This window comes from Alteromonas sp. DYW1 (assembly GCF_059752595.1).
Window position 1 is genome coordinate 1,551,107 of sequence record NZ_CM186038.1, and the last position, 12,831, is coordinate 1,563,937.

The 12,831-nt window shown below is 45.7% G+C and carries 11 protein-coding genes; 8 read left to right on the top strand and 3 right to left on the bottom strand.

From position 1 onward, the window contains the following. Positions 1–70: 70 nt before the first annotated feature. The 4 genes from AC121Z_RS06900 (at position 71) to AC121Z_RS06915 (ending at position 5,352) form a co-directional block, all read left to right on the top strand. Positions 71–3,184 carry an efflux RND transporter permease subunit gene (locus AC121Z_RS06900; protein ID WP_498127642.1) on the top strand — a complete coding sequence of 1,038 codons (3,114 nt, stop codon included), beginning with the start codon at positions 71–73 and terminating at the stop codon, positions 3,182–3,184. Between the two features lie 553 nt (positions 3,185–3,737). Beyond that, positions 3,738–4,124, top strand: a complete 387-nt coding sequence (locus tag AC121Z_RS06905) for a hypothetical protein (RefSeq protein WP_498127644.1) — start codon at positions 3,738–3,740, stop codon at positions 4,122–4,124. A 24-nt stretch (positions 4,125–4,148) separates the two neighbouring features. Continuing rightward, positions 4,149–4,394, top strand: coding sequence for a hypothetical protein (locus tag AC121Z_RS06910; protein ID WP_498127646.1), 246 nt, complete (start codon positions 4,149–4,151; stop codon positions 4,392–4,394). A 454-nt stretch (positions 4,395–4,848) separates the two neighbouring features. Next, on the top strand, positions 4,849–5,352 hold the full coding sequence (locus AC121Z_RS06915; RefSeq protein WP_498127648.1) for a HisA/HisF-related TIM barrel protein: 504 nt from the start codon (positions 4,849–4,851) through the stop codon (positions 5,350–5,352). Between the two features lie 24 nt (positions 5,353–5,376). Here the strand turns inward: AC121Z_RS06915 and smpB are convergent, their stop codons facing one another. Beyond that, a complete protein-coding gene (smpB, locus tag AC121Z_RS06920) occupies positions 5,377–5,847 on the bottom strand; it encodes an SsrA-binding protein SmpB (protein ID WP_498127650.1) in 471 nt (156 codons plus the stop codon). Between the two features lie 131 nt (positions 5,848–5,978). On the opposite strand from smpB, the gene AC121Z_RS06925 reads away from it, so the two are divergent. Together AC121Z_RS06925 and AC121Z_RS06930 are read left to right on the top strand one after the other, a co-directional pair. After that, complete coding sequence (locus AC121Z_RS06925) at positions 5,979–6,410, top strand: type II toxin-antitoxin system RatA family toxin (RefSeq protein WP_498127651.1); 432 nt, start codon at positions 5,979–5,981, stop codon at positions 6,408–6,410. Then, positions 6,410–6,751 (top strand): RnfH family protein, encoded by a 342-nt coding sequence (locus AC121Z_RS06930; protein ID WP_498127652.1) that lies wholly within the window; start codon positions 6,410–6,412, stop codon positions 6,749–6,751. Before AC121Z_RS06925 ends, AC121Z_RS06930 begins: the two co-directional genes overlap by 1 nt. Before the next feature lie 21 nt (positions 6,752–6,772). Here the strand turns inward: AC121Z_RS06930 and ppsR are convergent, their stop codons facing one another. Then, on the bottom strand, positions 6,773–7,585 hold the full coding sequence (gene ppsR / locus AC121Z_RS06935) for a posphoenolpyruvate synthetase regulatory kinase/phosphorylase PpsR (RefSeq protein WP_498127654.1): 813 nt from the start codon (positions 7,583–7,585) through the stop codon (positions 6,773–6,775). Between the two features lie 184 nt (positions 7,586–7,769). On the opposite strand from ppsR, the gene ppsA reads away from it, so the two are divergent. After that, positions 7,770–10,142 (top strand): phosphoenolpyruvate synthase, encoded by a 2,373-nt coding sequence (ppsA, locus tag AC121Z_RS06940; protein WP_498127655.1) that lies wholly within the window; start codon positions 7,770–7,772, stop codon positions 10,140–10,142. Between the two features lie 139 nt (positions 10,143–10,281). Next, positions 10,282–12,309: a putative bifunctional diguanylate cyclase/phosphodiesterase gene (locus tag AC121Z_RS06945; protein ID WP_498127657.1), complete on the top strand. Its 2,028-nt coding sequence runs from the start codon at positions 10,282–10,284 to the stop codon at positions 12,307–12,309. Here the strand turns inward: AC121Z_RS06945 and AC121Z_RS06950 are convergent. Further along, complete coding sequence (locus AC121Z_RS06950) at positions 12,296–12,511, bottom strand: PGPGW domain-containing protein (RefSeq protein ID WP_498127659.1); 216 nt, start codon at positions 12,509–12,511, stop codon at positions 12,296–12,298. The two genes, AC121Z_RS06945 and AC121Z_RS06950, sit on opposite strands and share 14 nt — an antisense overlap. Between the last annotated feature and the right edge of the window lie 320 nt (positions 12,512–12,831).

Sequence of the window (12,831 nt, forward strand, 5' to 3'; positions counted from 1 at the left end):
ACTTTCCAATCCAACGCATAAATGCTTGCCTTGCTGATAGTGATGGCCATTGCGATAGAGGAGCACTTGTATGATTGAATCCATATTAAGGACCTCCATAGAGCGCAAAGGTTTGGTGCTGATGCTGACCTTTTTGGTGATGGGGTTGGGCTTTTTCAGTTATAACAAACTGCCCATTGACGCAGTACCTGATATCACCAATGTGCAAGTGCAAATCAATACCCAAGCAACAGGCTACTCACCGCTTGAGACCGAGCAGCGCATTACCTTTGTGGTAGAAACTGCGCTAGCAGGCTTACCTAATCTATCTTACACCCGTTCGTTGTCGCGCTATGGTTTATCGCAAGTCACGGTGGTGTTTGATGAAGGCACCGACCTGTACTTTGCGCGCAACCTTATCAATACCAAATTAGGTGCGATAAAAAGTCAACTGCCGCAAGGTTTAGAGCCAGAAATGGGACCAATTGCCACTGGCCTCGGCGAGATATTCATGTACACCCTTCGCGCCGAACAAAACGCTCAGCAAGAAAATGGCGAGGCCTATGATGCTATGGCTCTGCGAGAAATCCATGATTGGATTGTAAAACCGCAGCTCTCATTAGTAAAAGGCGTTACTGAGGTTAATGCTATCGGGGGCTATGTAAAACAATATCATGTGAACCCTGAGCCACTCAAAATGCTCAACTTTGGGGTAAGTCTTGCTGATGTTCATGAAGCCTTAGCGCGCAATAATGCCAATCAAGGGGCAGGCTTTATCGAGCGTAATGGGCAGCAAATACTGATTCGTTCGCAAGGGCAGTTACAGACCATTAGCGATATTGAAAACGTGGTGGTCAAACGCGTTAATTCGATTCCTGTTATGGTGAAAGACATTGGCAGCGTGGCAATTGGCAAAGAGCTTCGAACCGGCGCAGCAACGCAAGAAGGGGTAGAGACCGTGCTGGGCACCGCGATGATGATTGTGGGCGGTAATTCCCGCGCTGTCGCACAAGCAGTCGCTGACAAGGTAGATGACATACAGACAAGCCTGCCCACTGGGATCGTGATTGACCCGGTCTATGACCGAACAAAGCTTGTTGATAAAGCGATTGATACAGTGCAAAAAAACCTCGTAGAAGGCGCATTACTGGTCATTGTGGTGCTCTTTGTATTGCTGGGTAATATTCGTGCGGCGCTTATTACTGCCGCTGTAATTCCGCTTGCGATGCTCGCCACCGTCACGGGCATGGTCAATTATGGTGTATCGGCTAATTTGATGAGCCTAGGCGCACTGGATTTTGGCCTGATTGTCGATGGCGCTGTGATTATTGTAGAAAACTGCATTAGGCGATTATCCGAAGCCCAAAAGCGCACAGGTGGCGTGTTGCCACTAAAAGAGCGCCTAGAGTTGGTCTTTCAAGCCACGAATGAGGTGATACGGCCTAGTTTGTTTGGTGTGCTCATCATCACGGTCGTGTACATTCCGCTGTTTTCATTAACTGGCGTAGAAGGCAAGATGTTCCATCCCATGGCCGCGACCGTCATTATGGCACTGCTTGCAGCGATGGTGTTCTCAATCACCATTGTGCCTGCGGCGGTTGCCATGTTTATGACAGGTAAAGTCAGTGAAAAAGAAAGCCCTATCATTTTATTGGGCAAGTCGGTGTATCGACCTATCTTGCGCGGCGCACTTAAATTCAGATGGTTTGTCTTGGCGGGCGCGGCATCACTTGTGGTGGTCAGCGTTGTAATGGCAACGCGACTGGGCACGGAGTTTATTCCGCAGCTTGATGAAGGCGATATTGCCCTTCATGCTATGCGCATCCCCGGCACGGGGATTGAACAAGCCGTGTCGATGCAAAAAACACTTGAAGATAAAATCATGAGCTATCCGCAAGTGAAAACCGTGTTTGCCAAAACCGGCACAGCCGAGGTAGCGACCGATGCTATGCCGCCTAATGTGACCGACACCTTTGTGATGTTACATCCACGTGATGAATGGCCTAACCCCAATCTCTCGAAAGCCGAATTTGTCGAAATGTTAGAGCAAGACTTACAAGGAGTGGCAGGTAATAACTATGAGTTCACCCAACCCATTCAGATGCGTTTCAACGAATTGATAAGCGGCGTCCGCTCAGATTTAGGCATCAAAGTATTTGGGGATGATTTAGATACCTTAGTCGCCTCGGCTAACGACATACTTCGTGTGTTGCAGTCCATTGATGGCGCAGCAGACGCACGACTTGAACAAGTCGACGATATCCCTTTATTTACTATTAATCCCAAGCCCATTGCTCTGGCGCGATATGGCTTAGATGTGACGGATTTGCAGACGTGGTTAGCATCAGCAGTAGGGGGCAATAGTGCAGGGCTGATATTTGAGGGAGACCGTCGTTTTGAATTAATGGTGCGCTTTGATGAGCAAACGCGAAGTAATTTAGAGGCAATTGGGAATATTCCTATTACGATACCCGATGGCGGTTTTGTGCCTTTGTCGGAGGTGGCTGAATTAGCTTATTCGACCGTCCCTAATCAAATTAGCCGAGAAAATGGTAAGCGACGAGTAGTCGTCACCGCCAATGTGCGTGATCGCGATTTGGGCAGCTTTGTTGATGAAGCTAAAACCCAAATAGCTGAACAAGTAGATTTGCCAGCAGGCTACTGGCTCGACTATGGCGGCACCTTTGAACAGTTGGAAAGCGCGAGTCAGCGATTATCTCTGGTGGTGCCTGCCACCTTGTTCGTCATCTTGGTGCTGTTAGTGGTGGTGTTTGGCTCGCTGCGAGATGCGATTATTATATTTACCGGTGTTCCGCTTGCATTGACGGGCGGGGTGTTCTCACTATGGCTAAGGGACATGCCATTGTCGATATCCGCAGGCGTGGGGTTTATCGCGCTTTCTGGTATTGCGGTGCTAAATGGTCTTGTGATGTTGTCGTTTATAAAGCAACAATTTGAAGAAACAGGGGACCTCATCACGTCTATTGTTGAAGGGGCCATTACGCGATTGCGTCCTGTTTTGATGACCGCACTTGTCGCCAGTCTCGGCTTTATTCCAATGGCTTTGAATGTTGGTACAGGGGCTGAAGTGCAAAGACCGTTAGCGACGGTGGTCATTGGTGGCATAATTTCTTCAACTTTGCTAACGCTGATTGTGTTGCCTGTGTTGTACAGGATAGCCCATAACAAGAATATGGATAGTTAAATCATTAAAAGCGCTTTGTGTAAGAGACACGAGGCGCTTTCTTTATTTTTAGTCTAGTCACCGAAATTAATCAAAGTAACTTTTTAATTATTTTTTCAACTTTGGTCTCAAGACAATCCTGCTTAATTCAAAAAAGCTAAATTCTATTTACCTATTTCGTATTTGCCGATGCGACAGCTCTTTTATAAATCAAGTCTGACTGACCGCTCCAGCAGTAAAGCAAGCTTTCTTTGAGAGAGAAATGACCGCATTTGGCACGGAACGAACACACAAATTAATAAATAATCGATCAAAATTAGAATATCTTGAGATTCCGGTTTGTCTCAAAAGCTCCAATTTGTTTTCAACAAAATTTTAGAGTGTTTCTTTATTGGTAAGTGTCCGCTTTGCACGATAAGCAGATCCTAGGTTTTAAATTAACTCAGTGTCTGCAAAACGTACATTAGAGCCGTTCAGGACAATGCGAAATATACAACATAAGTAAGTAAACGCATTGTTCAAAGGCATTTACCTGCTATTATATACTGTATGCATATTCAGTATTTTTAATCCAATGCAATTCCGTTTGAACCGCCATTACTGCCCTGTCGTGTGTAACGCCATCGCCCATGATGAGAGTGTATCGGTCATTGTGGGACAGAATGATGCCTATGATAACTTTAGCTGGGCAGGCGTAATGAAAGCTAAACATGCATTGGATAAGGTAGACAGTGGCGTTGGTGTATTGACAGAGTTTTATGGGCAGACCGGTTATCGTCAGACCGTTGGTGATGATTGGTGTTTGCTAAGCGACCACTCATTGAGCGCATACGTTATTAATGGCACGGTCTACGCACTGGTAGATACTTCTGGAAATCCCTATTTAATCCCGAAAGGCTCAGCAGTATTTCCTTTGGTGAATGTATCTAATAACGCAGTGGCGTTAACTCACAGCAGATAATCTCAGTAGTGTATGCGCCGCACGATGAAAACGATGCACGACGTTATCGCCATTCACCGCTATCGTTGTGATGTCTACAAGCCAGGACTAAGTGAACATCTAGGGCATATTATCTTTGGGCGGGATGAAGGAACGACCAAGTGGTACGTGATGGAAGTGGATGGATTCGTGCCGGTTTCCTTGGACGACAATGCTAAGCGGGTTAAGCGGATACTCCAGGCTCGACATTGTGAATGGCGCTGGTCGCCTATGGGGATTTACTTCCCCTAATATTTTCACTACTCGTTGCAGCTTTTTAGCTCTCTCGGTTGACCAGCAGCGCTGGACGCGCTGTGTCTTACCGAAGTAACAATCACGTCGCATCACCACCTTGCTAAACCGCTTTTACTTCGCACATGTGTCACAGCTTGTTGGAACAAGCTGTCTGAGAATCTTAAATTCAAATCAGGATTAAAATCTTGGACGATTGCAAAATCGCAGCATGGATGCTGCGCAAAGTGTCAACAAATTTATCTTTCATTCCTATTTTAAGTACTTCTGTTTTTAGTTCTTCTTGTAGAACGCATTACCGTCAACGTTGACGTGCGTGAAAAATCGAAATAACAATCAATGAACCCAGTAGTGACCGAGTATATCACTCACTCACTCTCCCCATGTCAACAAATTTACCTTAGATAACGATAGCGGTGGATTTGATGTTGAAGATGCAGAGAGTGTCGTACAGATGTTAGAGCCTCTCGGAATTGATTTTGTTGAATTGTCTGGTGGAAGTTACGAGGCTCCGGCGATGCAAGGCCGCACGGCCGATAACCGCACTTTGGCGCGTGAGGCTTATTTTCTGGAGTTTGCCGAAATAATTGCTAAAAGCACGCACATACCCATCATGACGACCGGGGGCGTGAGTCGGTTTGATACCGCTGAGCGCGTGCTACAAAGCGGCGTTAGCTTGGTGGGTATGGCCAGCGCACTGGCGTTTACCCCAGACTTAGTCAAGCGTTGGCGCACAGATAGCAGTACTGAAGGCGTTATTCCAAAGGTAACCTGGCAGGACAAAACACTGGCAGGCTTGGCAACCATGGCAATAATCAAGCGCCAGCTTAGGCGCATGAGTAAAGGTCAGCAACCCTCCCACTCAGATTCGCCATTCTGGAGCTTAATTCTGGATCAGTTGCGTTTGGCGAAGTTAACCAAGCGTTACCGCCGACGTTTTGCTAACGAAGTAAAATAGATGTATCGAAACACAGGGCATGGGTTACGCGCTGTGTTTCATGACTCGTTCTTTCTGGCGCGCCCAATCGCGATCTTTAACGGCATCGCGCTTGTCATGTGCTTGCTTTCCTTTCGCTAGGTATATTTCCACTTTTACCCAACAAGCCTTCCAATACATAGCCGTTGCGACAATAGAGTAACCTTGACGATCACGTGCACCCATTAGTTTGTCGAGTTCACGCTTATTTAATAACAGCTTACGATCGCGCGTTGGTTCGCAAATCACATGGCTAGATGCTTGATTAAGGGGTTGGATGGTACAACCCAAAAGATAGGCCTCACCTTTATCTATGGTGACGTAAGTGTCGGTAATACTGACCTTACCAGCACGAATACTTTTAACTTCCCAGCCTTGTAATTCAATGCCAGCCTCGAATTTATCTTCTAAATGAAACTCGTGTCGGGCTTTTTTATTCTTGGCAATAGTGCCTGGATTGGTATTTTTCTTTTTCATCCGCGCATTATACTGCAGTCATCTCGATTGTCTGCATAGTTTATGCGTAAATCACCATAACATGTGCACTTTTTCTTGCCGTCTTTCATGTTAAACTGCAGCTCGAAGAAGGTGTTGTTTATTGAGGTTTCATGCCAAGCATCCAACGTAGTGCGTTAGTGGCATTTAGTGCTGAATCAATGTTTGACTTGGTCAATGATGTGGAGTCATACCCTGAGTTTTTACCTGGGTGTGCACAAAGCCGCATAGACCAACAGACCAGCTCTATGATGCAAGCATCATTATTGATTGCTAAAGCCGGCGTTAAACAGTGGTTTACCACCCACAACGAATTAGTCGAAAACCAACGAATTGATATGCGTTTGGTCGAGGGCCCATTTAGTCATTTAAGTGGCGCTTGGCACTTTACTCCCTTGTCAGAATCAGCCTGCAAAATAGAATTGAATTTAACCTTTGAATTCAGTAGTCGTTTGGCGCAAGCGGCGTTTGGAAAGATATTTAATAGCATAGCGGCTAACATGGTTGATGCGTTTACAAAACGGGCGAAGCAGGTGTACGCCTAATGACTGATAAAATTGCTATCGAAGTAGTCTATGCACTGCCGGAAAAACAAACCTTAATGCCTTTTGAAGTCGCCGCAGGTAGCACAGTGCAAAGTGCCATTGAACAAAGCGGTATTCTTGCGATGTATACAGATATCGACTTAACCAAGAATAAGGTCGGCATTTGGAATCGTACGGTTAAACTTACTGAAACTCTGGTGGCAGGTGATCGGATTGAAATTTATCGCCCCTTGATCGCTGACCCAAAAGAGGTGCGTAAACGCCGTGCAGAAAAAGCCAAAGAAGAAGGGCGCGCGGACAAAGTAACCGGTGGTCGACCCAACAAACTCAGAAGTAGCTAACGCAATCGCGTAAAGTAAAGCCTAGTATTTACGGCGCTGCAGGCCTGTTGTGGCTAAAATCTTAGCCGATATTTCCTCAATAGAGTACTTGGTTGAATTTAAAAACGGGATCTTTTCTTTGCGATAAAGGTTTTCGACTTCGCGCAATTCCATACGGCACTGCTGAATCGACGCATAGCGGCTGTTTGCACGACGCTCGGAACGGATTTGATGGAGTCGATCCGGTTGAATAGTTAAGCCAAACAGTTTGTTCTTAAAGCGCCGCAGTGTGGGCGGTAATTTCAGCATGTCGCCCATATCCTCTTCGGTGAAGGGATAGTTCGCCGCTTTAATCCCGTACTGTAAAGCAAGGTATAGGCTGGTTGGGGTTTTACCGCTGCGTGATACGCCAACTAAAATAATGTCGGCTTCGTGATAGTCTTTTAAATTCGAGCCATCATCGTTAGCAAGCGCGTAATTAACAGCTTCAATCCGAATATCATAGGTTGTTTCATGAATGCTGTGAGTACGATGCTTCTCGGGTTTGGATGGTACGCCAAGTACTTTTTCAAGCGGCGCCACAAATTGATCCAGAAAGTTGTAATTGATCCCCACTGAGGTGGCGATGATTTTACGTACCTCGGTGTTTACGATGGTATAAAACACCAAAGGGCGCTCACCACTTTCTTGAAAACTTTCAGAAATTTTTGTTAATACTTCGTGAGCTTGTTCTTCAGTTTCAACAAAAGGGATGGTGACATGTTCGAGTTTTAGCGGGAAAAGCGACAGTAAAGCATGGCCAAACACTTCAGAAGTAATGGCTGTACCATCAGAAATATAAAACGCAGTGCGCACAACATCTCCTTAACATTGTTGTAAATTTATTACAGGTGGAAATTAAATTTTACTTTGATATCAACAGCATTCTAAAATCGCTGCCAATAATAAGCAGGCCTGCAAAGTTTAATAGAATGTAAGGCAGCAGTACTAAAAACACAAACCCTAAAATTTAGCAAAAAAATAGCCGGAGGCTTCAGTAGTGCAAGAGTACGTACTTTGGTATCAGCAGTTAGGTATGCATGATGTGGGTAGAGTAGGCGGCAAGAACGCTTCTCTAGGTGAAATGATTTCTAACCTGGCTAATGCGGGTGTTCAGGTGCCCGGCGGTTTTGCGACTACTGCCTCAGCATTTAATGAATTTTTAGAACAAAGCGGCCTTGAAAAGCGCATCCACGACCTCTTAGACACGCTTGACGTGGATGATGTAAACGCACTGGCTGAAGCTGGCAAAACCATTCGCGATTGGATTATCGAAACACCGTTCCAACCCGCACTAGAAGACGCAATTAAAGAAGCGTTTACAACCTTGCAAGGCGATGCCGGTGATCAAGCTTCGTTCGCAGTGCGCTCCTCCGCGACAGCAGAAGACATGCCTGATGCCTCATTTGCAGGTCAGCAAGAAACTTTTTTGAATGTTAAAGGCTATGACGCGGTCATGGTCGCGATCAAGCATGTATTTGCCTCATTGTTTAATGACCGCGCCATTTCATATCGTGTGCATCAAGGATATGACCATAAAGGCGTAGCGCTGTCTGCCGGTATTCAGCGTATGGTGCGCAGTGATATCGCTTCATCTGGTGTTATGTTTACCATTGACACTGAAAGCGGTTTTGACGACGTCGTGTTTATCACTAGCTCTTATGGTTTGGGCGAAATGGTCGTGCAAGGGGCGGTAAACCCGGATGAATTTTATGTGCACAAGCCAACCATGAACGCGGGCTATCCAGCCATCGTGCGTCGAAACCTGGGGAGTAAACTAACCCAGATGATCTATTCAGAAGACATGGCGCACGGCAAGCAGGTGGAAATTGTCGATATCGAAAAAGCCAAGTCTATGCAATTCTCTTTGTCGGATGACGAAGTAATGGAATTGGCCAAGCAAGCGCAGGTTATTGAACAGCATTATAAACGCCCAATGGACATCGAATGGGCGAAAGACGGTGTAGATGGCAAACTGTATATCGTTCAAGCACGCCCTGAAACAGTGCGTAGCCGCGAAGACATGCAGGTCATTGAACGCTATCAGCTTAAAGGCCAAGCATCGATTGTTTGTGAAGGACGCGCAATCGGCCATAAGATTGGTTCTGGACAAGCAAAAGTACTTGCTTCTATTGAAGAAATGGACAAGATCCAGCCCGGCGATGTGTTAGTCACTGACATGACCGACCCTGATTGGGAACCGATCATGAAGAAAGCGGCAGCGATAGTTACTAACCGTGGTGGACGCACTTGTCACGCAGCAATTATTGCGCGTGAATTAGGTATTCCCGCGGTTGTCGGCTGTGCGAACGCGACAGATTCGATCATAACGGGTGATTCCGTCACTGTATCATGTGCTGAAGGTGATACGGGTTATATCTACAACCAAGCGTTAGATTTTGACGTAGTAACCTCTCGCATTGATGCGATGCCTGATTTACCTTTGAAAGTCATGATGAATGTGGGCAATCCAGACCGCGCGTTTGATTTTGCGCGTCTACCCAATGCCGGTGTAGGCTTGGCGCGTTTGGAATTTATCATCAATCGCATGATTGGCGTGCATCCTAAAGCGTTACTTAATTTTGATGACCAACCTGATGACTTGAAAGATGAAATCTCGGATATGATCGCAGGTTACGCATCACCGGTTGAGTTTTACATTGAAAAATTGGTTGAGGGTATTTCCACTATTGGCGCTGCATTCTCACCGAATAAGGTGATTGTGCGTATGTCTGACTTTAAGTCGAATGAATATTTTAACTTAGTCGGCGGGTATCAGTATGAGCCGGACGAAGAAAACCCAATGCTAGGTTTCCGTGGTGCAAGTCGCTACATTTCAGAAGATTTCCGTGATTGTTTCGCGCTTGAGTGTGAAGCGATTAAACGCGTGCGAAATAAAATGGGTTTGACCAATGTAGAAATCATGATCCCGTTCGTACGAACCTTGGAAGAAGGGCAAAAGGTTATCGAGTTACTTGCTGAGCAGGGCTTGAAACAAGGCGAAAATGGTTTACGCGTGATCATGATGTGTGAGCTACCGTCAAATGCACTCTTGGCTGATCAATTCTTGGATATCTTTGATGGATTCTCAATTGGTTCTAACGATCTGACTCAATTAACATTAGGTCTCGACCGTGACTCTGGTGTTATCGCGCATTTGTTCGATGAACGCAATGAGGCAGTCAAAGCATTATTATCAATGGCAATTAAGGCGGCTAAGGCGCGCGGCAAATATGTGGGTATTTGTGGTCAGGGTCCGTCAGACCACGAAGATTTTGCAGCGTGGTTAGTTGAGCAGGGCATTGATAGTGTGTCTTTGAACCCTGATACTGTGGTCGAAACTTGGCTTTATCTCGCCGAGAAACATGGTTAACAACCACCGCCGATAAATTAAACAAGCCCCTGCAAAGGGGCTTTTTTATGCGTGCTTTGCGCATCAGACATGCTGCTAGTTTTAAGATTGTCGAAACGGGTGGATTGGTGTAGGGTGAAAAGAAAACTTTTGCCCGTTTATGAAAGATGTTTCGTCTCAAGTGACTGATACAGATCTGACGCTCGATCGGCTAGAACTTACTGGTTATTTGTACCGTCATTTGCTGAATGGTGTGTTGATCACTGCCATTACTTATTTCTCCTTAATTTTTTTCTTTGCCAATGAGGCGCCTGCATACGCACGAACTCTGTTGGCGGGGGCTATGGGCACTGTCCTCACATTGCGACTAATCGATTGGCTGTATTGGCGCGCCAATCCCGCCAAAATCGGTGCTTCAAATGCCGCTAGAATGCGGTTTAAGAGTCTGGCTACGTGCACTGCTTTGTTGTGGGCAAGCGGTGCTGTGGTGTTGTTTAATTATCAAAGTTTAGAGGAGCGCTATTTTACTCTGCTAGCACTAGGCTCGATGACCGGTGGTGCAGTCATTGTGTTATCTGCAAGCCGTTATTTGTCATTGCTGTTCCCGACATGTTTGCTTCTGCCCATCAGTCTTGTTGCATTGTCCAGTTCACAAGGTGAATTATTCAAAGTCGGGGTTTTGGGGCTTATTTATTGGCTTCTGATGATCAATGTCAGTCGACGCGCAGCCGAAATTACGCGCCAATCGGTATTATTCAAAAATCAACAGGTCACCCTGCGACGGCAAATTGAATCTGAGCGTAACGAATTGGCCAAAGCCTACTCACAATTACGCCAAGCCAATCAGCAATTAGATGAAGCCAACCTAACCTTGGAAGACAAGGTCCTTAAACGCACAAAAGCGATAGAAAAGCTCTCCAATGTAGACCCTTTAACAAACCTGCTCAATCGCACTGCATTTTCCACAGCACTATCGACGGAACTCAAGGAAGCGCATGAACAGGCGATCTTGTTTGTTGATTTAAATGGTTTTAAAGCGATTAATGATGCTTTGGGCCATCACGTAGGTGATTTGGTTCTTCAAGAGATTGCGAACCGCTTAAAGCAAATCATGTTAACCGGGCTCTTGTGTCGTTGGGGCGGCGATGAGTTTGTCATTGCTTTACCTTTCGCCGAGCGTGGACGGGTACAGAAGTTTGCTCAACGCGTACTCGATGTTGTTAGTGAGCCCCTTGATATTGCTGGGAACTCGCTGAATACAGATGCGAGTATTGGTATATCACTGTTTCCTGAACACGATGACTCGCCGAGCATTTTGGTGCAAAAAGCAGATGTGGCCATGTATAAGCTTAAGCGTGAACAAGGTGAGGGACTTTTGTTTTATGACAGCGAATTAAAATCAGAGGTTGTGCAAGAACAAAAACTCATTGCAGGACTAAAGCAGTCAATCAAACAACATCAAGTGTTTATGGTTTATCAACCGATAGTCTACGCAGAAAGCGGTGAATTATGGGGCGTAGAAGCGTTGGTACGCTGGCAATTTTACACTGATCTGGTACGCCCCAATGAGTTTATTCCATTAGCTGAGAAAACGGGCTTTATACTGGAACTGGGACTTTGGGTGTTGGAGCAGAGCTGTGTCGAAGTGCTGCAGCAACCCTTGCTTGCTAGCAAACATCTCTCCGTCAACGTATCCCCAAAACAATTAAGTAGCGAACAATTTCTTGTGCGTTTAAAGCAAATATTGGCGCGTACCGGATTTCAAGCACAACGCTTGCACCTAGAAATCACTGAAACTGCATTGATGGAAAACCATCAGGATATTTTACATACACTAAATGAGATCCGAGCGCTCGGTGTAGGTTTGTCCATTGACGATTTCGGTACTGGATATTCAAACTTTACCCAGCTAACACGCTTACCCGCAACGACCATAAAAATTGACAAAGCGTTTGTGGATCCTACGAACAGTTTTCAGGATGTTATTGTGCGTGCATCGCTGTTTATTGCACGCGAATTTAAGTACCAGACGGTGGCAGAAGGGGTTGAAACTGAAGCACAAGTTAATTACCTGCGCGATAAACAGGTCTCGTTACTGCAGGGCTATTATTTTGCTAAACCCATGCCGATAGATGAGTACCCGCAGTGGTATGCAGCTTATTCTCAACGCGTGACTAGCGCCGATTAAGCAGCCAAGCGTCAAGTTTACGTGCACCCACCGTCATACCGTGTTGGGCTTTGCGTAACCACTGTCTGGGTAGCGCGTGGTCGATGCTGAGTAACACCAAGCCGATTAGCACCAATATAATTGACCCAGGTACGATAGTGAAGATTACGCCGATGGCAAGTAAACTGCCGCCAATCGTGGTGCGTAAGGTTTTTGCTAACATATCATCTCCAATTTAATCCTAGACCATAGCAAACCCCTGACGTATCTTTGAAGTACTATTGTGTTAATAAATATGTCAGCAGTGTTGCTCGCTTACACAAAGCGTTATCGTTTACTGATGCAGTATCTTCAATCGCTGGTTTTATGAATAGGGAAATAGTTCAAACTATTAAATTACGGAACATCTGTAATCTAAACACCCATTTCTTGTACAGCGGGCACAATAATGCATATTTTTTCTGCGTAATTCAGCGCGAAACTGGCTAAAAATGTTCTGCAAAGCATTGTGCGCTTTAGTATACTTTGCGCTCTTTATTTTAA